Annotated in this window: 20 protein-coding genes and 2 riboswitches; of the genes, 14 read left to right on the plus strand and 6 right to left on the minus strand. The window is 40.7% G+C overall.

Going from position 1 to position 21,422, the window contains the following annotated elements; all coding sequences use genetic code 11:
- Positions 1-22 precede the first annotated feature (22 nt).
- Entirely contained in the window at positions 23-1,063 is a 1,041-nt protein-coding gene (locus HNQ41_RS08200; protein ID WP_184663929.1) for a ThiF family adenylyltransferase, read from the minus strand.
- Positions 1,064-1,198: 135 nt separating this feature from the next.
- On the opposite strand from HNQ41_RS08200, the gene HNQ41_RS08205 reads away from it, so the two are divergent.
- The gene (locus tag HNQ41_RS08205) at positions 1,199-3,022 is read left to right on the plus strand and encodes an aldehyde ferredoxin oxidoreductase family protein (RefSeq protein WP_184663930.1); all 1,824 of its coding nucleotides are present in this window, start codon (positions 1,199-1,201) and stop codon (positions 3,020-3,022) included.
- A gap of 84 nt (positions 3,023-3,106) precedes the next feature.
- On the opposite strand, the gene HNQ41_RS08210 is transcribed toward HNQ41_RS08205, so the two are convergent.
- Entirely contained in the window at positions 3,107-3,385 is a 279-nt protein-coding gene (locus tag HNQ41_RS08210; RefSeq protein WP_184663931.1) for a MoaD-like domain-containing protein, read from the minus strand.
- A 1-nt stretch (position 3,386) separates the two neighbouring features.
- Positions 3,387-3,662 carry a ubiquitin-like small modifier protein 1 gene (locus tag HNQ41_RS08215; RefSeq protein ID WP_184663932.1) on the minus strand — a complete coding sequence of 92 codons (276 nt, stop codon included), beginning with the start codon at positions 3,660-3,662 and terminating at the stop codon, positions 3,387-3,389.
- Positions 3,663-3,813: 151 nt separating this feature from the next.
- Here HNQ41_RS08215 and HNQ41_RS08220 point away from each other — a divergent pair, with 151 nt between their 5' ends.
- From HNQ41_RS08220 to thiE, 9 genes are all read left to right on the plus strand, one after another.
- A complete protein-coding gene (locus HNQ41_RS08220) occupies positions 3,814-4,458 on the plus strand; it encodes a VTT domain-containing protein (RefSeq protein WP_184663933.1) in 645 nt (214 codons plus the stop codon).
- A gap of 75 nt (positions 4,459-4,533) precedes the next feature.
- Positions 4,534-5,262: a class I SAM-dependent methyltransferase gene (locus HNQ41_RS08225; RefSeq protein ID WP_184663934.1), complete on the plus strand. Its 729-nt coding sequence runs from the start codon at positions 4,534-4,536 to the stop codon at positions 5,260-5,262.
- 312 nt (positions 5,263-5,574) lie between these two features.
- Positions 5,575-7,026: a TolC family protein gene (locus HNQ41_RS08230; RefSeq protein WP_184663935.1), complete on the plus strand. Its 1,452-nt coding sequence runs from the start codon at positions 5,575-5,577 to the stop codon at positions 7,024-7,026.
- Between the two features lie 184 nt (positions 7,027-7,210).
- The gene (locus tag HNQ41_RS08235; RefSeq protein ID WP_184663936.1) at positions 7,211-8,629 is read left to right on the plus strand and encodes an efflux RND transporter periplasmic adaptor subunit; all 1,419 of its coding nucleotides are present in this window, start codon (positions 7,211-7,213) and stop codon (positions 8,627-8,629) included.
- Positions 8,616-11,720 carry an efflux RND transporter permease subunit gene (locus HNQ41_RS08240; protein WP_184663937.1) on the plus strand — a complete coding sequence of 1,035 codons (3,105 nt, stop codon included), beginning with the start codon at positions 8,616-8,618 and terminating at the stop codon, positions 11,718-11,720. The genes HNQ41_RS08235 and HNQ41_RS08240 overlap by 14 nt, the downstream gene beginning before the upstream one ends.
- Entirely contained in the window at positions 11,707-12,291 is a 585-nt protein-coding gene (locus HNQ41_RS08245) for a TetR/AcrR family transcriptional regulator (RefSeq protein ID WP_184663938.1), read from the plus strand. The genes HNQ41_RS08240 and HNQ41_RS08245 overlap by 14 nt, the downstream gene beginning before the upstream one ends.
- A gap of 48 nt (positions 12,292-12,339) precedes the next feature.
- Positions 12,340-12,449, plus strand: a riboswitch (TPP riboswitch).
- A 150-nt stretch (positions 12,450-12,599) separates the two neighbouring features.
- Positions 12,600-13,418: a hydroxyethylthiazole kinase gene (gene thiM / locus HNQ41_RS08250; protein WP_184663939.1), complete on the plus strand. Its 819-nt coding sequence runs from the start codon at positions 12,600-12,602 to the stop codon at positions 13,416-13,418.
- Positions 13,419-13,451: 33 nt separating this feature from the next.
- Positions 13,452-14,255 carry a bifunctional hydroxymethylpyrimidine kinase/phosphomethylpyrimidine kinase gene (gene thiD, locus HNQ41_RS08255; RefSeq protein ID WP_184663940.1) on the plus strand — a complete coding sequence of 268 codons (804 nt, stop codon included), beginning with the start codon at positions 13,452-13,454 and terminating at the stop codon, positions 14,253-14,255.
- Between the two features lie 18 nt (positions 14,256-14,273).
- Positions 14,274-14,933: a thiamine phosphate synthase gene (thiE, locus tag HNQ41_RS08260; protein WP_184663941.1), complete on the plus strand. Its 660-nt coding sequence runs from the start codon at positions 14,274-14,276 to the stop codon at positions 14,931-14,933.
- Positions 14,934-15,083: 150 nt separating this feature from the next.
- On the opposite strand, the gene HNQ41_RS08265 is transcribed toward thiE, so the two are convergent.
- A complete protein-coding gene (locus tag HNQ41_RS08265; protein WP_184663942.1) occupies positions 15,084-15,704 on the minus strand; it encodes a hypothetical protein in 621 nt (206 codons plus the stop codon).
- A 558-nt stretch (positions 15,705-16,262) separates the two neighbouring features.
- Here HNQ41_RS08265 and HNQ41_RS08270 point away from each other — a divergent pair.
- From HNQ41_RS08270 to HNQ41_RS08285, 4 genes are all read left to right on the plus strand, one after another.
- Complete coding sequence (locus HNQ41_RS08270; RefSeq protein ID WP_184663943.1) at positions 16,263-17,288, plus strand: AbrB family transcriptional regulator; 1,026 nt, start codon at positions 16,263-16,265, stop codon at positions 17,286-17,288.
- Positions 17,289-17,495: 207 nt separating this feature from the next.
- A riboswitch (SAM riboswitch) is annotated at positions 17,496-17,611 on the plus strand.
- A gap of 82 nt (positions 17,612-17,693) precedes the next feature.
- Positions 17,694-18,725 (plus strand): methionine ABC transporter ATP-binding protein, encoded by a 1,032-nt coding sequence (locus tag HNQ41_RS08275; RefSeq protein ID WP_184663944.1) that lies wholly within the window; start codon positions 17,694-17,696, stop codon positions 18,723-18,725.
- Positions 18,712-19,377 carry a methionine ABC transporter permease gene (locus HNQ41_RS08280; RefSeq protein WP_184663945.1) on the plus strand — a complete coding sequence of 222 codons (666 nt, stop codon included), beginning with the start codon at positions 18,712-18,714 and terminating at the stop codon, positions 19,375-19,377. Before HNQ41_RS08275 ends, HNQ41_RS08280 begins: the two co-directional genes overlap by 14 nt.
- 38 nt (positions 19,378-19,415) lie before the next feature.
- Positions 19,416-20,246 carry a MetQ/NlpA family ABC transporter substrate-binding protein gene (locus HNQ41_RS08285; protein ID WP_184663946.1) on the plus strand — a complete coding sequence of 277 codons (831 nt, stop codon included), beginning with the start codon at positions 19,416-19,418 and terminating at the stop codon, positions 20,244-20,246.
- Positions 20,247-20,362: 116 nt separating this feature from the next.
- Here HNQ41_RS08285 and HNQ41_RS08290 read toward each other — a convergent pair whose 3' ends face one another.
- Together HNQ41_RS08290 and HNQ41_RS08295 are read right to left on the minus strand one after the other, a co-directional pair.
- Positions 20,363-20,821 carry a methyltransferase family protein gene (locus HNQ41_RS08290; RefSeq protein ID WP_184663947.1) on the minus strand — a complete coding sequence of 153 codons (459 nt, stop codon included), beginning with the start codon at positions 20,819-20,821 and terminating at the stop codon, positions 20,363-20,365.
- 257 nt (positions 20,822-21,078) lie between these two features.
- Complete coding sequence (locus tag HNQ41_RS08295) at positions 21,079-21,420, minus strand: spore coat protein (protein ID WP_184663948.1); 342 nt, start codon at positions 21,418-21,420, stop codon at positions 21,079-21,081.
- Between the last annotated feature and the right edge of the window lie 2 nt (positions 21,421-21,422).

The raw sequence follows: 21,422 nt of genomic DNA on the forward strand, positions 1-21,422 counted from the left end.
CTTCGATTGTTTGTTTTGTTAATCATTGTTCGATTCCAGTGAGTTCGTTGTATACTTGCAAAGCTACTTGTTGATTATCGGTGCCTTGGACGAGCATTCGTCCGTTTGCAAATAATGAAATATCGTAATCGCGGTATTTTGTACGAATGAGAAAAGGGGTCACTTCCGTATTTGAAAATGGCCTCCACCTTTCTGCGATTTCAGTGATTGGTGATTGTAAAGGGGTATTGGGAAGGATTTGTACAGTGTTGCGTCCGCATAAAGAAACGGAGCCAATTGAACCTTCACCTTTTTCGAGAAATGAGAATTGCTTTTTTTGACAACATGGACACTCAGGGTTTAAAGATCCTTGAAATGGAAATAATTCCGTTTCATTTTCCCAAACATCGATTTGTAACATATCTTCTCGTATGGTCTTCGTTTCTTCACTTAACCATTTTAGAGCCTCTGTTGCTTGGTAAGAAGCGATGATATCAACGACCGTGTTGATCACGCCTACAGTATCGCACGTTTCCCCTTGCCTAGTGTGAGCCTCTGGAAATAGGCAACGAAAACAAGGTGTTTTTCCAGGAATGACGGTAACTGTCATTCCACGAGCGCGGACGACACCTCCATAAATCCAGGGAATATTGTATTTGACGCTAATGTCGTTAATTAAGAAGCGCGTGTCCATATTGTCAGTTCCGTCTAATATGAGGTTACATTCTCCTAAGTGCGTTTCGATTTCTTGATTGCGGATATCATCGACGATTGCGTTGATCTTCACATCCCGGTTCATGTCTGTCAGGTTTTCCTTTGCAGCAATGGCCTTTGGTGTCTTGTTTTCGGCATCATTTTCATTAAACAACATTTGGCGTTGTAAGTTGCTCTTTTCGACGATATCTCGGTCGATGAGTGTTAATTCTCCGACTCCTGACCGTGTTAAATGGTTTGCCAAGACACTTCCTGTTGCCCCAATTCCAACGATAGCCACGTGTTTGCTCATCAAGCGTTGTTGCGCTACTTCTCCATTTTCAAAAAATAACATCTGACGGTTGTAACGTTCTAAAGGTGGATTGTTCATCATTTTCTCCTTTTTTAAACAAGTCTCCATTCCTAAATTGTTCGTTTTCTAAGTTAGATTTTCCTGCACTGGAAGGTTTTTTTATAAGATTAACGAATATAAATAAATGAAATCTATGTTGGGGAGGGGTATATTTTGAATTTAGGTGGATACCGAAATCATGAGGCCTGGGTTGACTTAACAGAGGGGAGAATTGAATACCGAAAACTTAATGAAGAAGATGTGAAAAAGTACGTTGGTGCAAGGGGCTTAGGCGTTAAGTATATGGTCGATCATGAAGTGTACAACGCTGAACCATTTGACGAGGAAAATATGCTCGCTGTTATGACTGGCCCGCTAACGGGTACGCGAGTACATATGAGCGGCAGGCTCTGTACAGTGACGCGATCACCACTGACGGGTACGGTGACAGACTCTCATATGGGTGGTTGGACGGCTGCGCGTTTAAAGTGGGCAGGTTTTGATAACTTAATTTTCACAGGGCAAAGTGATCATCCGGTTTATCTTTATGTTGAGGATGGTGAAGTTGAGTTAAGGGATGCTTCTTCGCTATGGGGGAAAGGTGTTCGCCCGACGATTCAAGCGTTACAAGACTTACATGGTGAAAAAGATACAAGTGTGATGGCGATTGGCCAAGGTGGTGAAAACCTCGTACGTTACGCTGGGTGGCTCAATGAAGACGATCGTGCATCAGGACGTGGAGGAACAGGTGCTGTTGCAGGTTCGAAAAATTTAAAGGCGATTGTGATTAAAGGGAGTCAAAAAGGCAATATGCCAGAGCCGGCGCGAACGGATGAATACAAAACCGCTGTAAAGAGTGGCTTAAAGGCGCTAAATGAAGGCGCGCTAACGGCACCAAATAAAGGTGGCTTGTCTGTTTACGGGACGAACGTTCTCATGAACATTATTAATGAATCAGGGGCACTTCCAGCAAACAACTCGAAGGAAACGCACACGGATTTAGCGGAAAATGTCAGTGGTGAAGCGGTGCGAGATGAAATCCTCGTGAGTGAACCGACGTGTCATGCATGCCCAGTGGCTTGTAAAAAAGAAGTAGAAGTGGCTGAAGGGAAATATAAAGTACGCGTGGAAAGTTTCGAATATGAATCTGCTTGGGCATTAGGTCCGAACTGTGGTAGTGATGATAAAGAAGCGATCGCTTACATGATCGATCGCTGTAATGAATATGGTATCGACACGATTGAGTTAGGAAATGCCTTCTCTGTGGCGATGGAAGCTTACGAGAAAGGGCTCTCAGAGGAAAAACTAGAGTGGGGCGATGTTGATCATATGATCGCCTTGATTGATAAAATCGTTCACCGTGAAGGTGTCGGTGACATTCTAGCTGAAGGGCCAGGACGAGCGGCTCAAGCATTTAACGATAAAAACTTAGCAATGGTCGTCAAAAACCAAGCGATTCCTGCCTATGACCCACGTGGTATTCAAGGAATCGGTCTAGCTTATGCGACAAGTAACCGCGGCGCATGTCATTTGCGTGGCTATACGATAGCGGCGGAAATCGCAGGGATTCCAGAAGCGGTTGACCGCTCGAAAGTGGAAGGGAAAGGTGAACTCCTGAAAGTTTTCCAAGATTTACACGCTTTCTCTGATTCTCTTGATCTTTGTAAATTTTCATCTTTCTCGGAAAACGCAGATTTATATGCTGAACAATATCAAGCAGTTGTCGGCATAGACGTATCAGGTGATGACATTATGAAAATAGGGGAACGTGTCTATAACGTAGAGCGCTTCTTCAATAATCAAGCAGGTATCGCTGGTGCGGAAGATACATTACCAGAGCGTTTCTTAAAAGAACCTGCGGGTGGTAATTCTCAAGGTGAAGTAAGTCACTTATCAGAGATGCTTGAGGAATATTATAGCGTACGTGGCTGGAAAGATGGCGCTGTGACGAAAGAGAAACTAAAAGAATTAGATATTGAAACAAACGTAGGTGCATAGAAATCAAGAAGAAGGACCAGATCAAATAACGATTTGGTCCTTCTTTTCGTAGCGACAAATGGTGTGTCTAGAAACTTGTAAAAGTTAGCCACCAGCTCGAAACGTTTTTTTACGAAAAGCATTTAATGTTTTGCGTAATGTATGGTGATGATTTGCTTCAAATATACAAGTAACTTTAGGAATAGATGAGTGCATAAACGTGAAAAATTTTTCGGGTTGAACGGTACACATCCAATCTTCGCCGATCACGGCTTGTGTATGTCCCTCTTGATGTAATGGCTCCTTCATGTCACCACCAATTTGTTGCAAATAAATGAGTAAAGTTTTACGTGGGATCCCTCTAACTTCAATTGTTTCCTTCATTTTATCCACCTGCAACAGGTGGAAATAAAGCTAATTGATCATCAGTGTTAACCTTTGTCTTTAAGCCATCTAAATGTATAATGTTTTTCCCATTTACAAATACATGAACATGCGGGCGTAGATGATTGTTTTCATCAAATAATTCTTCTTTCATCGTTGGAAATTGGACAAATACATCGTCTAAAATGGCACCGATCGTTTTCCCGTCATCGAAAGGGACATTGATTGATTTTGCGCCACAAATATCACGGAAAGTTGCAAATAAACGAATCTCCAATACTGATCCTCCTTTTTCCTTTCATTATGACGTTTGCGTGTGATGATGGCAATCGTGCGTTTTGTTTTTCGCAAAAAAATTGTGTATGCTAGCGATAACGGTAGAAAAGTGAAAATTCAGTGTGCGAGTACAATAGGAAGGGGTCTTAATCGTGCGTCGAAAAACGGTGATTATTTTTATCGTTCTATTGATTATCATCGTTGCGTTTCTTTTGTTTCAAATGAGGTCAATGGAAATCAAACCAGAAATGATCAGATCATGGGTGCTCTCATTCGGCTTATTAGCACCTTTTATTTATATCCTTCTACATATGGTTCGACCATTTGTTCTCTTTCCTACTTCAGTTCTTTCCATGGTCGGAGGATTAGCCTTCGGCGTTATTCCTGGTTTTATCGCTACTTTTATAGGAGCGATGTTAGCAGCAATCATTTCGTTTTTTGTTGCACGCAAATTAGGAAGAGCTTTTATAAAAAAAGCTTGGAGTGAAAAAATGAAAGGAGTACAAGAACAGCTCCGCAAACGTGGCTGGTTGTATGTGATGCTTCTTCGTTTTGTACCGGTTATAAACTTCGACCTTCTCAGTTATAGTGCAGCACTTTCGAGTATACGATTTCAACATTTTTTGATAGGCACGGCTTTAGGGATTATCCCAGGTACGGTCGTTATGACTTTGTTAGGATCGAGCGTTGTTGACCAAAATACGACGGCTATTTTTGTAATCGTGACTTTTATTGTTATTTTGATGATTCCTTTCTTGTTTCAGGATAAGATTAAAAAGAAGCTACGCATCGATTAATTGTGAATCAAATCACCTCAAAGGCGATTCGTTTGTGAGAAAATAAAGTAAGATCGCTTACTTGGAGGGGTTACTATGCAACGTTATCAGTCTTGGAGTAACTATTACGATGATATATTTGGCATCAACAAAAAAGCCTTGTCATTTATAGAAACATATACACAAAAAGGTGATTCTGTATTAGATATTGGGGCGGGAACAGGAGCTGAAGCGGCTGAATTAGCTGAAAAAGGGTATGACGTGACAGCTATGGATGTAGATGAAGGAATGGTTCAGCAAATGGGAGAAAAACAAGAACAAGGATTTTGTTTTACATCGGCAAAGCTGGATATGAGAGAAGTAGGACAATTAAAAAATCAGCAATTTGGCACGGTGTACTGTATAGGTAATACCTTTGTCCATTTGCCAAATATGGAATCGATGTCTCAAGTATTAACAGATGTTCATCGCTTGATGAAACCAGGTGGAACATTCATGATGCAAATTGTGAATTATGATCGGGTGTTCAATGAAAAAATCACACAACTTCCGACGATTGAGCGAGAAGAATCCGGTCTCCGTTTTGATCGCTATTATGAACATCGTGACCATGACATTCTTTTTACAACGGAATTAATCGTAAATAATGAAAACGAACGAAATTTGGTTTTTAAGAGTGAACACTCATTACTGCCAATGAAAAAGCAAGATGTAGAATTGGTGTTTGAGGATAGTCCATTTACCCATTTTGACATCTATGGCGATTTTGAATTAGGTCCTCATTCAGTCCATGCACCGGCAACCATCGTTCGAGCGGTGAAGTGATCCTGCATTGAACTTTAGGTTTACGTCTTAAAAGAAATGATTGTATAAAAGGCTGATGATTCTATAGTGAACAGTAGAAATGTTCGGTTTCACTACAGAGATCACAGTCCTTTTTTATTGGGTCTTTGGTTAAAGAGCGAAAGTCATTCATTACTATGTTGATAATATTGACCACAGAGTCAATTACAATTAAAATAAATGGTGCACGACCGACTAGTCGGTCGGTTGTACATAACTTTTAATCTATGATGCATTGAAAGTGATAAAATGAACAGATGAAGAGGATATGATTCGGAAATAGGGGTGAGTGAAATGAAACGGATTGCAATTCCTTTGTTAGCAGGCATGTTATTTGTCCCATCAATTGTAGTAGCTAGTGAAACGGATGAAAATGAAACTGATAAAAAAGATGGACCGGTAAACAACGGAAAGTTAAATATTGATGATTTGGTAGACCATGCATTTGAAGATGAAACGACGTTAACAATTCTCGACTTACAATATGAGATTATGCGTAATTCTATTGGGAAAATGGAAGATGAATTAGACGATTTAGAAGATACCGATCCGTCTGATGAAATAGGTGAAATTGACGAAGGATTACTCCCAACTGATGAAAGCGAAATCAGGGAAGAGATTGAAGATCAATTTTCGGATTTAGATGAAAATATTCCTGATTTCCTAATTGATTTACAAATTGAACAAATGGTCCAAACGCAACTACAGATTAATGCAACATTAAATGGTTTTATTGAAGCTCAAATGGAACAAGAAGTGTCTCAAATGGAAGATCAACTTGACGACGCCCGAGACCAACTCGAAGATCAACTCGAAGACCTAGAACACCAACAGCAGCAATTTTTCTTTCAGCGCCGTGACGCTGAATTAGGCATTGAGCTAATGGTACGCGGAGCCTTTATAGAAGCATACATGCAACAAGAACAAGTCGAATTGTTAACAAATATGGATGAACAGATGGATCGAGAAAAAGAGCAAGCAGAACTGATGTACGAACTAGGTTTTACTTCCACACATGAATATGAAGGCATGCTCGATCAATTTGCCGATATTACTGATGAACGTACTTCGGCAGAAGAAGACTTAGAAAGAACGATCGCTCGAATGTCGCTCGAATATGGCTTTGATTATGGTGAAGACCTAACATTTGAAAAGCCAGACATTGGTGATATTGAAGAAATAGAGAAAGAAGATATCGATGATTTGATCGATGGTTCTTATGAAGTGGTTCAGGCTAAGGAAGACATCAAACGACAAGAAGATATCATTGATGATGCTTCAGGAGATGAAGAAGTTGGTGCTATGCTTGAATTAGATATTTTAGAAGAGGAGCTTGAACAGCAAAAACTTGATTTAGAAAATGATATTCGCGACATTTATGCTTCAGTGGATGATGCTATAGATGACATCGAAAGTGCAGAAAGTGATATTGAATCATTTGAACGAGACTTAGACATGGCAAAAGCAGAATACCACCTTGGCTTAATTTCAAAGCATGAATTAGACCAAAAAGAAAATGAACGCCAGGAACTAGACATGCAACTAGACAGTGCAAAAATTGCTTATTACATGGCGGTTCAACAAGTTGAAGCAATGGAAGATGGTTATATCCAGGCACCAATGGATGGTGGCATGGGTGGAGATATAAGCACGGGGAGCATGCCAAGTATGGATTCACCAGATGCATCTGGTGGCGCAGATATGAGTGCACCAAACATGGGTGGTGTGCCAGGGGGAATCTCCTGATATAAATGAAGGCTTTAGTGGTGGAGGGACATTTAATTCTAAGTTCCTCCACTCTTACTGTTGGGTGAGAGTGAATAATGAACGATCACTGGTGACTGACCAGTCAGTCCATAAATGAGGTAAGTTACTTCCATTCTTGACCATCGAATATAAGAGTTATTTTTGAAAAGGAGGACACGCGTCCATGACAAGAAAACAAAATGCGGCGTGGAAATGGAGTCTATCTATATTATCGATCTTGCTGCTAAGTGCTTGTAGTACAGATGCTTCAAGTGACGAAGTAGTAGAAGTAAATGATACTCCTGTTGCGGTAGCACATGTTAGCTATGGAACACTTGCCCACGAAACGCGTATGACTGGTCGTACACAAGCTGCAAATGACCTACATATTATTCCGAAAATGGCCGGTGAACTGGAAGAAGTATACGTTTCTGAAGGAGATAGCGTATCAGAAGGCGATTTGCTTGCACGGGTTGATGATTATGATGCGAGCTTGAATGTACGCCAAGAAGAAGCACAAGTTCGGATGGCCCAACAAGCATTAGAGAGGGCAGAAATTGGCCGTCAACAAGCAGAACAAAACGTGAGACAATCGGAATCTTCTCTAGAACAGGCGGAACGTGCAGTAGAACAGGCAGAAGCAGGCTTTGAAGATCAAAAAGAAGCAGCTGAGTGGAATCTAGATAATGCAGAAATGAACTGGGAAGAAGCGAAAGACAACTTAGAAAGAACCAAAGAGTTATATGAGCAAGGGTTCGTTTATGAACAACAATCAGAAAGTGCTGAATTATCCGAATCCCAAGCACGGATGGCATTTGAAGAAGCAGAACAAATGATTGATCAGGCAGACCGTGATGTTATGGTCGACGATGCAAAAACAAGTCTAGAGCAAGCAGAAAGTAGCTTAGAACAAGCAGAAATATCCGTAGAAGAAGCAGCTTCAGGTGTTGAGGATGCCCGGATCGGTGTTGAGCAAGCTGAAATGGCTTTAGAAATGGCTCGAAAACAATTAGAAGATACCGAAATTCGTGCGCCGGCCGATGGTGAGATTACGAATATTATGATGAATGCTGGTGAAATGGTCTCCAATCAGGAGCCGCTCGTTCAATTAATTTCTGCAAATCAAATGGAAGTTGAATTGCATGTATCAGCACAACAAGCAACACTTCTTGATAATAGTGATGAAGTGGATGTTCGTTTCCAAGGATTAGAGGAGACTGTAACAGGGACTGTTTCGTATACCTCTTCCACGATTGATGATACGGGGATGTTTCCAGCAAAAATCACTTTAGACGAACAACCTGAAGACGTTCGTTCTGGTGTCGTTGCTACCGTATCTGTAGATGAAAATTTGACAGAAGAAAGTTTACTCATCCCAAGTGACGCACTTGTGGAAGCTGGAAATGAAACGTTTGTTTACCTTGTTGAAGATGATAGTGCGGTTCGTACCAATATTGACGTTGAACGAGTTGATACGGTTTTTTCAGCCGTCTCTGGTGATGTTTCTGAAGGTGATGCTGTGATTGTCACTGGTCAAACACTCGTTGAAGATGGTGGCCCTGTTGATATTGTGAGAGAGGAGGATTTCAGTGAAACTGATTGACGCCTCAGTAAAACGGCCCGTTGGGGTGATTATGCTCGTCATCGGTGCACTGGTCCTCGGTGGCATCGCATTGAAAAACCTCGCTATCGATTTGTTTCCAGACATTGAAGTTCCAGTCGCAGTTGCAGTAACAACATATGACGGAGCAGCACCACAAGAAGTGGAACAATTAGTGTCAAGGCCAGTTGAAACTGCTGTTGATTCAATAGAAGGTATTAGTAGTGTAGACTCCGTTTCATCCCCAGGTTCATCTTTGGTTATGATGCAATTTGATTGGGGAGTAGACATTGATAATGCGCTTATTGAGGTACGTGAACAATTGGATCTAGTAGAAGGAATGCTTCCTGATGCAGTAGACCGTCCCAATGTTATGCGCTTTGATCCACAACAGATGCCTGTGATGTGGATTGGATTGAGTGGTGCTTCCCTTGAGCATTTGCAGGAGATTGCTGAAGACGATGTTCAACCACATTTTGAACGTATGCCGGGTGTTGGCGAAGCCATGATTGAAGGGGGGAGTGAACAGGAAGTACGCGTTGAGTTAAATGATTCCGCTATGAATCATTACGGTATTGACGGAAATACAGTTGCACAACTGATTGCAAGCGAAAATAGTGCTCGATCAGTTGGTGAATTGCGACGAGGCTCGAGCGATTTACAAGTTAGAATCGACGGTGAATTTGAGGATTTATCGGACCTTGAAGCAACGTTGATTCCGACAGAAGGTGGGCAAATGGTTAAACTAGCAGATATCGCTTCTGTTAACATCGTCTCATTGGACCCTGATGTGAAAGCACTTGTAAATGGCGAGGAAGCACTTGTTCTTTCAATTATGGAACAAGCAGATGCCAATACGGTTGATGTGTCAAATGCAATGAGTGATGCAGTCGAAGATGTATCAAGTCAATTTAATAATGACGATTTGTCTTTAGATATCATTATTGATACAGCTGACTTTATTCGTGATTCCATCGAAAATGTCGCGATCAATATGATAATTGGTGGCATGATGGCTATGGCACTTCTTTGGTTGTTCTTAAACAGTATGCGATCGACTGTTGTCATTGCGATTTCGATTCCGATTGCGGTTATTTCAACGTTTACGTTGATGTACTTTACTGGTGAAACGTTAAATATCCTCTCTATGGGAGGGCTAGCACTTGGTTTAGGGATGATGGTCGATAGTTCGATTGTCATCATAGAAAATATATACGGAAAACGAGAACATGGGTACTCTATCAATGAATCTGCTCGAAAAGGAGCAGCAGAGTTAGCGCCGGCCGTTATCGCTTCGACAATGACGAGTGTCGTTGTGTTCGTACCGATTGTATTTGTTGAAGGGATTGCTTCAGAGCTTTTCCGTCCGCTCGCATTAACGGTCACATTTGCACTATTTGCTGCTTTAATTGTTTCAATTACGTTGATCCCGATGTTAACGTCTAAACTCATGTCATCAAACAAGTTGACGCTAACAGAAGAAAGTAACCGAGGAATTGATCGTCTACTAACGAAAGTGAAAGATCGATATGGTGATGGTATATCATGGTCACTTCGGAAGAGGAAAACGATTGTAATTAGTAGTGTTGGTCTCATTGCCTTATCACTCACTTTAATTCCACTTATAGAAGCAGAGTTTATTCCAGCAATGGACCAAGGACAGATTCAAATAGATATCGAAGGCGAATCAGGTATGAGTCAACAAGAGACGGAGTACATTATTCACCAAGTCGATGACGTGTTAGAACCGTTTGCTGAAGATATTGAAACGAGCTATGCGACGATTGGTTCAGATGGAACGGGCATGTCGTCGAGTGATAATGAAGCGATGTATATGTTGCAAATGACGGCTGCTTCTGACAGGGACGTGACTACGCAAGAGCTTATGGATAAGATCAACGAGTCGACGAGTCAAATTCCGGGTGCAGATATTCAAGTTATGGATATGGACGCGGGTATGGGTGGAGGTTCTCCAATTCAAGTAGAAATTACTGGGCCAGAATTGGATGTTTTAGAGGACCTTTCAGAGCAAGTCGTTTGGATCGTTGAAGGTATTGATGGAACAATGAATGTGGAGTCGACTTTTGATGAAGGACGTCCAGAGTTAGAAATTCATATCGATCGTGATATTGCGAGTGAATTTGGACTAACTTCACAACAAATCATGGATGAGATTGCGTTACGCTATGATGGTCAGGTTGCTTCTACTTATCGTAAAGATGGTAGTGAATATGACATTCGAGTGGCTTTACCTGAAGAAGAACGACAAACAATTCGGGACATTGAAACTGCGCGAATATCAACCGAGCAAGGGACGACGATCCCACTTGCGACAGTGGCTGAGATCAACCAAGTCCAAGGACCAGTAGAGATAAACAGAAGTAACCGAGAACGTGGCGTTCAAGTAACGGCTGATATGGAAGGGTCCGATTTGTTAGGTATGATGAATGCGATTGAAGCACAAACGGATCGATTAAACATGCCTGATGGGTACAGTTTGAATTTTGGTGGTGAAGGAGAAGACATGATGGAGTCGTTTGAACAGTTAGGTTTCGCCTTACTGTTATCGATCTTCCTTGTTTACCTTGTTATGGCCGTTCAATTTGAATCGTTTGTATATCCATTTGTGATCATGTTTAGCTTACCGACAATGTTTGTCGGCGTGATTGTTGGTCTGTTTGTCATGCAACAGTCGTTAAGTGTGCCTGCATTTATAGGGGTCATTATGCTTGCAGGAATTGTTGTGAATAACGCGATTGTTCTCGTCAGTTATATTAATATATTAAGAGATCAAGGTTACGATCGTATCGAAGCTGTGATAGAATCCGGAAAAAGTCGTTTACGGCCAATATTAATGACATCACTAACAACAGCTTTAGCGATGCTCCCATTGATGTTAGGGTTCGGTGAAGGAACTGAAGCACAACAACCGATGGCAGTGGTTATTGTGTTCGGATTGATGACTTCGATGATCTTTACGCTCATATTAATTCCAGTCATGTACACGATCATTGATGACATTAGCTTATGGGTGAAACGTAAATTTGGTCGCAAAAAAGATGAGTTAGGAGCGGATGAAGTTGTCGAAGGGTGAGGAAAAGCGTGAAGCCATCCTAAAAGCCGCTTTACATGTATTTAGTGAACACGGTTATGATCGTTCTACAGTGCAACAAATTGCAGAAAAGGCAAATGTAGGGAAAGGTACAGTTTACGGATATTTTACAAGTAAAAGTGAAATATTTGGTGATGTCATCAAATGGGGATTTACTCACGTTTCCCAAGCGTTTTTAGACATTCTTCATAAGAATGAGTCTCCGTTCTTAAATAAGTTGTATCGCATTTACAAGACGAATCAAGCGATGTTTGAAAATCAAAAAGAATTACAAAACATCATGTTGAATGATCTTGGTAAGGTACCAGCTGACATTAAGGATTGGGGAGAGCGCTTAGAACATGAACTTGTTCAAGTATTGGAGCTTCAGGTTGTTGAGGCGATAGAAAAAGAAGAAATTATAAAAATTGACCCGCGAGTGTTTTCTTATTCTTTTCTCTCTTCGCTAAATGTCACCTATCGGTATGAACCAAAAGGTGAAGAAACGCTCGATGATGTCATCGATGAACAGTACAGAATGTTATGTAATGCGATTGAACGAAAAGAATCGTGATCCTTTGATTTTCAAAACAAACCTTGTTATCCTAAACGTAATCAAATATCTGTCCACTAGGGGTGCCACTAGGCTGAGATAAGAGTGCGCTAAGCAATCTTAATCCCTTTGAACCTGATCTGGTTCGTACCAGCGAAGGGAAGTGGATCGATGGTATGTCAATATTCGTGCGAATGAAATGTTGCTGAAGATGTTTAGGGTCAGGAACAAATAAAGTCAATTTCCGCAGGATTGATAACACGTCGCTCCACTTATGGAGTGGCGTTTTTTGTATTTGTCGTTCGTTGTTCAGTTAACAAGTAAGGGGGATGACACAAGTGGATAGTACAACTGTTGTGCAATTACGTGAGCATGTGAGGAAGAAACGCCCATTGATTCATCATATTACCAATATCGTTGTCAGCAATTTTACAGCAAATGGTGTGTTATCACTCGGCGCTTCACCAGTGATGGCTTATGCGATAGAGGAAGTTGAAGAAATCGCACAAGCTGCCGATGCTCTCGTTTTAAATATGGGAACGATGACGAGTCAAAGTGTAGAGGCGATGAAACTTGCTGCCTCATCTGCAGAAAAAGCAGGCGTGCCAATTGTATTGGATCCAGTTGGCGTTGGGGCTTCTTCTTACCGGACAAGTGTCGGAAAAAGAATTGTCGAGGATTTTGATACTTCTGTTGTTCGAGGCAATGTAGCAGAAATTGCTAACTTGATAGGGGAATCTACCTTCATTCGTGGCGTGGATGCACCTGATGACGCTAAAAATAAAGAAAACTTAGCGATACGAGCGGCGAAGAAATTAAATACGGTCATTGTCGTTACAGGTGAAGAAGATATCATTACAGATGGGGAAAAAGTAAGCCGTATCGAAAATGGTGATCCAATGCTTACTCAAGTAACAGGTACTGGTTGCTTGCTTACTTCAGTCATAGCTGCTTTTATTTCGACACATCCAAATAGCTTGGAAGCGACGACAGCTGCAGTTGCTTTTTATGGTATCGCAGCGGAATGTGCAGCCGAAAGTATAAAGGAAGACCTTAAAGGTCCTGGTCATTATCAAATCGCTCTCATTGATGCACTTCATATGACGACAAATGAAGAGATTGAGAAGCGTTGTTCTATCAATACTTAACATAGATTATTAAAAAAAGAGAGGAGTATGGCTATGAATATAGCACGTGCACTAACGATCGCAGGCTCTGACAGTGGGGGAGGAGCAGGTATTCAAGCAGATTTAAAAACATTTCAAGAGTTAGATGTGTTTGGCATGTCGGTGATTACAGCAGTAACAGCACAAAATACACAAGAAGTAAAAAGTGTTCATCCTGTTCCAGTAGAAGGCGTGGAAGAACAGTTACAAGCGATTGCAGATGATATTCATGTCGATGCTGTAAAGACAGGAATGCTGTATGATGAAGAACGGATTTGTGTCATCGCAGAACAAATTAAAAAAGCCGGCTGGAAAAAGGTCGTCGTCGACCCGGTGATGGTAGCAACCACAGGTATGTCTTTATTTCAAAAACGAGCTTTATCTGCACTTATTGAGTATATGGTTCCTCTTGCAACGATCTTGACGCCTAATATTCCAGAGGCAGAAGTGTTAACAGATCGTAAAATCGAGACACTAGATGATCGCAAGGAAGCAGCTCGGCAGCTTGTCGATATGGGCGCGAAATCTGTCATTATTAAAGGAGGGCACCAAGCAGAAGGCGAACATGTCATTGATGTTTTCTATGACGGAGAGTCATACCATACATTCGAGCGCCCGCGTGTAGAAACGACGAATACACACGGGACAGGATGTACGTTTGCCTCTGCAATTGCCGCGAATTTAGCACAAGGAAAAGAAATCTTCCAAGCTGTAGAAGAAGGAAAAGCATTTATTCATACAGCGATTGAACATGCTTTAGATGTTGGACACGGTCATGGGCCGACAAATCACGCAGCTTGGCGTTTTCAAGGAAAATAGGAAAAAGGAGGTGTTCTCGTGGCACGTTGGAATGAAGAAGAAATAAGGCGAGTGTTATCCCTCTATTTTATCGCAGGTAGTGTCAATGTGACCCGACCGCTCGATAACGTTTTACACGAAGTGATCAACGGGGGAGCGACAATCTTTCAATTTCGTGAAAAAGGTGAAGGTGCATTAAAAACTGATCAAAAAGAACAATTAGCAAGACGGTTACAAAAGCTTTGTCGTGGTGTTGGCATTCCGTTTATCGTTAATGATGATGTGGAACTAGCAGTAAAACTAAATGCGGATGGATTGCATGTTGGACAAGATGATGCGGCAACTGAACAAGCACGACAAGCCATTGGAGACGGGCTTCTTGGTGTTTCTGCACACACTGTTAATGAAGCCAAGGAAGCTGTTCAAGCTGGAGCTGATTATTTAGGCGTTGGCCCTATGTATCCAACGACATCAAAAGATGATGCTGAAAGTGTGCGAGGGCCTGAGTTTATTAGAACGTTAAGAGAAGCAGGAATTCTTGTCCCGATTGTCGGGATCGGAGGAATAAATATTTCGAATGCAAACGACGTTATAAAAGCCGGAGCTGATGGTGTATCGGTGATATCTGCACTTGCTGCGGAAGATGAACCGCAAAGCGTAGCGGAACAATTTCTAAAACAAATAAAGGCACAATCATAGCCAAGGGTACAGCCCTTGGCTAAAAATATGCAGCGCGTCAGTACAACATGATGGCTCTATGAGAAGTTGGGTTGGAAGTGCAGGATAGAAATAGTTCGAGTTACAACTAACAATTAAATCCCCACCTTGAAAAGTGGGGAAATTTAGTTTCTATTCAACATTTACCGATAATTCAATATCATCACCGATTGTGTCGCCATTTGAATCTGTTGGAGCATCAGAAATGAATGTCAATTGTTTAATATCTTCAGGTTCTACATCTACGTAATAGACGGCTTCACCTGTTTCTTTGCTTTCACCGGTAAGTTCTCCGCCGATAGAGTCTGAGACTAGAGGATCAGATTCGTATAATTCACCATCGATTTCTAAACTTGCGTGATTTGCGTAGAACATTCTGTTTTCAGCTGTCGTGTTTTCAGCAGACATCTGAGCAGCTATGGTTGCTCCACCTTCATCGCTCTCGCTGATGGTCATGTCATTGATGGAAAATTCAACGTTAGCTGACGATTTTACACTGTCGGCTTTAAATTCATTAATGATATTTCCAGCACCATAAATGTCCGAAGTAGCATTTTCATCTGTTTCTCTGTCTTTTTCACTAGATTTTTCATCAATTTCATCAGAATCGTTAGTGTCTTCTTTTTGATCTGTATCAGCGTCGATATCGTTGTTTTCATTTACATCATTTTCAGGATCAGTAGGTTCTTCTCCCCCACAAGCAGAAAGAACAATTAAAGATACAAACCCGAATGTGAACAGTGCACGTTTCATTATCATATCACCCTTAGCTTAATTATTGGCACGTGCACAAGCTTAAATCATACACAGTACAAATGAAATAAAGATGAAAAAGTTTCGTTATTTCTTAGGTTATTTTTTAGATTTTGTGAAAGTTTAAATGAATGAATTTCATAATAGATGATGTAAAGATCATTTCCGAACATGGGTTGTGATTTTCACTGCAGGCGGATGCTTTCCAAAAGGCTTGTCTTCAGCTAAATTCAGCTCCACACACCGTCGCTGAATTGGCTCTTCAGACTCTGCTTATCCTTTGAGAGTCCCCGCCTTTCGTTTCAATCACTTATTTCCAAAACGAACGTTGACCTTCGTGATAACTAATTACATTCGTGATGTTTGTTAAAACCCTTCATTATGAAATGGGTTCGAATGATCTATGGATAGAAAATAGCCATTTTACCAAAATGAGTAATTATTAGAATGATTTAGTTAAGTGTGGGAAAATAACCATGTTGATACTCCCACGGCTTAAGCCAGTGGGGTTCGCATAAATTTGTAATATCTGAAGAGGATGAAAATAGGAGTTTTTACATGATACAACGCGTGTTCTTTTTAATTGTCGCTTTGCTCATTGGTATAACGTTTAATGCGCTTCAAATACCTGCTGGTTGGTTACTTGGTGGTATTATTACGGGAATCTGTTGGGGGATGATAAAGGGGAAGCTAGTTTTTCCTAGGCGATGGTATATGGTCGTTTTAGTACTTGTCGGTAGTAATATTGGTTTAATGATGGAGAGGGACCTATTTTTATTAGTAGGACAATATTTGTTCCCACTCATTGTGACACTCTCTCTTACACTCATCAGTAGTTTTGTTCTAGGGTGGCTTTTGTTACGTTGGTCGACACTCGATAAAAGGACAGCGTTTTTTAGTTGTATTCCAGGTGGGATGTCTGAGGTGATTAGCGTAAGTGGAGAGTATGGAGCGGATGATCGAATCGTGGCTGCATTTCATACTGCTCGCGTCACGTTATTTGTTTTATTTGTTCCTCTTCTCGTCGTTTATTGGGAGGGGGGAAATCATGTTTCAGAACAAGCTTTAGCGAAAGAAGGTTTTCATCTGATCACATTCGAACAGATAACCGTATTACTCACTGTTATGGTTTTGTCGATTTTATTGCACAAGCGTTGGCCTATTCCTGCGGGAGCGATTTTATATGCGCTTTTAATTGCGTTTATTATTGGGGAGTTTATCGTTCCAATTGATTCGTTACCTAATTATGTCCCAGGCATAGGTCAAGTTCTACTAGGAGCCATTGTCGGTGTTCGATTTGATCGTGCAACTTTCCAACAATTAAAATCACTAGGGTTTGTCAGTTTGAAAATATTGGCTACGTATTTTTTGTTCGCGATATTGATCGCCGCTGTATTTTGGTTGTTAACAGATGCGACACTATCGCTTAGTTTACTAAGTACGGTTCCAGCAGGAGCAGCGGAAATGTCCGCAACAGCGTTTGCGATTGGTCTAGAACCAACCCTTGTGACGAGCTTGCATATCATACGTGTGATCATATTATTTTTGTTGTTGCCGTTTTTGATTCGGTGGGTAAATCAATAAGTGCGGCAGATTCGTAGACAGAAGTAAACCTTTCCCTATGGAATACTTTGAGTATAAGTTAGATCATGATCGTGAAATGCACGTATATTGAAAAATGATGTGTAGGTCAAATCAAAATATTCTAAAACAATTGACAACGAATAAATGAACTTGTATTATTTGTCCTATCACTTTTTAAATTAAAAATTATGAAAATATAAAAACATCTTCTTATTCAGAGAGGTTGAGGGAAATGGCCTGATGACACCTCGGCAGCGGGCCCTAGTTATAGGGTACTGTGCCAATTCCACCAAATCCGAGTATTCCGATTTGAGAGATAAGAAGAGTGGTTCTGATCGTAAAACCTCTCTTCTTATTTTAAGGAGAGAGTTTTTTTATTGAGGTGAAAGGGAGTGCGAAATCCGTATGATCACATTTGAGAATGTTTCAAAACAATTTACGGGTAGTGAAGGAACGTTTACGGCAGTAAAAGATGTTTCTTTTGAAGTTCAAAAAGGAGATATATATGGGGTCATAGGTTTTAGTGGCGCAGGGAAAAGTACATTGATTCGTACTGTGAATTTATTGGAGGAACCGTCTTCAGGGAAGGTGTACGTCAACGGTAGAGATATGATGACCTTATCAGCTGATGAATTGCGAAAAGAGCGAAAGAAAATCGGTATGGTATTTCAACATTTTAACCTTTGTGAATCAAAAACAGTTTTTGAAAATGTTGCGATCCCTTTACGTTTAAGCAAGACGTCTAAAAAGGATATCCAACCAAGGGTGAAAGAGCTTTTACAATTTGTCGGGTTAGGAGATAAGTCAGACCATTACCCTGATCAACTTTCAGGAGGACAAAAGCAGCGGGTAGGTATTGCGAGGGCGCTGGCAACATCACCTGAAATCCTTCTTTGTGACGAAGCGACGTCAGCTTTGGATCCAGATACCACACAATCAATTTTGGATCTGTTGAAAAGAGTAAACCGTGAATTTAACATTACAATCTTGATTATAACGCATGAAATGCAAGTCATTCGCGATATATGTGATTATGTCACAGTGATGGAAAACGGGGAAATGATAGAGTCGGGATCTGTGTTTGACTTATTTTCACGACCGAAAGCAAAGACAACCCGAAATTTCGTTAATGCTGTCATGCAAGATCAATTACCAGCGTCTGTCATCAATATGATTCATAAAGAGGGAAAGTCCAACCGATTGTACCGAATTTTATTTGAAGGAGATGAAGCGGGGCAACCCGTGTTATCGCAAGTTTCTAAACAATACCATTTGGACTTTAATATTTTGCACGGACAGATTACAGAACTTCAAGATCAACCATTCGGAAACTTAATCGTTGAGTTTATAGGCGAAGAAAATAATATTCAGCAAGCGGTTGAACATATTGGGAATCGTTTGACAGTTAGTGAGGTGAACATTAATGAGAGAGATTGATTGGAGTGTGTTTTGGGTCGATGTTTGGGAAGCGACCCTTGAAACATTAGTCATGACGGGTTTTTCTTTGATCTTTGCTAGTTTACTAGGGATTCCACTAGGGATAGCATTAGTTGTCACACGTGAAGGGAACTTATTTGAGAATAAAATCGTATTTCAAGTTCTAAATGTGGTCGTTAACATTGTTCGGTCCGTTCCATTTATTGTTTTGATGGTAGCCATTATTCCATTTACTCGCTTAATTGTAGGAACGTCAATTGGAACGACTGCAGCGATGGTTCCACTTGTCATTTTTGCTGCACCTTTTATTGCAAGGTTAGTTGAAAGTAGTTTACTAGAGGTCGACCCGGGTGTAGTTGAGGCAGCCAAATCAATGGGTGCTACACCTTGGCAAATTATTTTCCGCTTTTTAGTCCCAGAAGCGCTCAGTTCACTCGTCTTAAACCTTACAATCGCAACGATTGGTTTAGTAGGCGCATCAGCGATGGCTGGAGCCGTTGGTGGTGGTGGACTCGGTGATTTAGCGATCTCCTATGGTTACCAACGTTTTCATTCAGATGTGATGTTGGTGACGGTGATCTTACTCATCGTACTTGTACAATTGGTTCAAATGTCGGGGAATCGTCTTTCTAAGGCGCTTCGACGTAGATAAATAGAAAACATTAATATCAAAAAAAGGGGTTAAAAATCATGAAAAAAACATTAACAACCGTAAGTTCAATCTTTGCATTGTCACTAACGCTTGCAGCTTGTGGAGGGGCAGATGCCGAAGACACAGTAACCGTTGGCGTGAATGGTTCTGGGATTCCGTTATGGGAGGACATTGCAGATCAAGCTGCTGAAGAAGGAATTAATATTGAAGTTCAAGAGTTTTCCGATTATGTTTTGCCTAATGAAGCACTAAACAATAAGGAAATTGATTTCAACGCGTTTCAGACAATTTCCTATTTCGATAACTTTATCGAAGATCACGGTATGGACTTAGAACCAATTGCAGGAACATATATCGCACCGATGGGTTTATATTCGGAAGAGTATGAATCGCATGAGGAGATTCCAGAAGGGGCAACAATTGCAGTACCAGAGGAAGACACGAACCAAGGTCGAGCGCTTCTTTTACTAGAAGAAGCAGGATTTATTGAACTTCCAGAAGACTTTGATGGTGTAGGGGATGCAAGAGATATTCAGGCAAACCCACATGACATTGAAATTGAAGAAGTAGATGCAGCGCAAACACCACGTGTATTACCCGACGTAGATGGTTCCGTGATTAATAATGGTGTAGCCGTAGAAGCAGGGTTCATTCCAGTCGACGATGCGATCTTCATTGAAGATGCAGATGGCGCAGCACCATACATTAATATTCTCGCTGTTCATGAAGATGATAAAGATGACGAAACTTTACAAAGAATTGCAGAGATCTATCATACTGAAGAAACTGAAGACGTCATGATTGAACTGTATGAAAACTCCCTAATTCCGACATTTGTCGAAGATGTCGATGAGTTAAGAGACTACTAATAGGGATAAATTGATTCATATTTGACCGTGGCTCGTGCATATAAGCATGAGCCACGGTTATTTTTAATGATAAGAAAAAAGAGATAAAGATCCCTTAAGGCGTTTTCGCTTTTCGGTTAATAGATAAACGGAAGGAGACGAAACCGGTGACGACACCAATATTGGTAAATATCTCCGTAGTGTTGTTGAAATTGACTTTCTTCAAGACTCATGCGTGAGTGAAGTGCACTACCGATTAGGGCAAAGGCTAAAAACAGTGAAAACCAATGTCCGCTAATATATAAGCATAATCCAGAAGAAAGTAGAAAGAATCCAAAATGGAATGGGTGACGAGTGAAACGATATGGTCCGTGACTCAACAAAGGCAACTTTTGCTGTTTTGTGTCTTTTGAAAAGTAAGGCCGTGTAAGAAAATAGGTCCAATAGCGAATAAAGGTCCCTGTGCCCAAAAAGACCAAACCGATGAATTTCGGCCACCCTATCAGTTCAGCGTCATTATGTAGTAAAAAAATACTACAAAATAACGAGATGGAGAACATGGCGACCAAACCGCGGTTGTACATTAACTTATTCATCCATCCCCCTTTTTGTATGATCGGTTGATCTTTGAAGACAGCTAATTCACTGAACCATAATGAAATGAATAACATAAATAACCCTTGATCGTAATTCATATGATTAATGTGCGACATATAAAGAAAAATATTCATAGTTGAATCGATTTTCAATTTAGGAACTTGGTGTAAAATCTAAACGCATGACAAAACAAAAAAGCTCGAAAGAACGTGTTTTACCGCTGGAAGACACTTCTTTCGAGCTTTGTTCAATTTAATTAGGAAATAGGGTTACCTTGATTATATGGGAATTGCGTTTGATATCCAGAGTACTGTTGGTAAGATTGATCTAATGTTTGACTATCGACAGCGTTAAATGAATACCAACCTTTTTTAAACATTAAATTAAATAATTCACGTTGACTATCTTGTGTTTCTGTACTGATTCCTAAAATATCTTCATACAGGGTTTGGTGACTTGCTTCGTTCATCGCTGTTGAATAAGAATCAGTCATATATTTTTCTGTCGCGAGCATATCATTAATATAGTCACGGTCATTCATTTGTGGTGTTTCAGGAACTTGAGTTTTTGGGTTTCCAATTTTTTGCGATTGATTCATTT

Origin of the sequence: Texcoconibacillus texcoconensis (genome assembly GCF_014202575.1) — a bacterium.
Taxonomy (GTDB): domain Bacteria; phylum Bacillota; class Bacilli; order Bacillales; family Salisediminibacteriaceae; genus Texcoconibacillus; species Texcoconibacillus texcoconensis.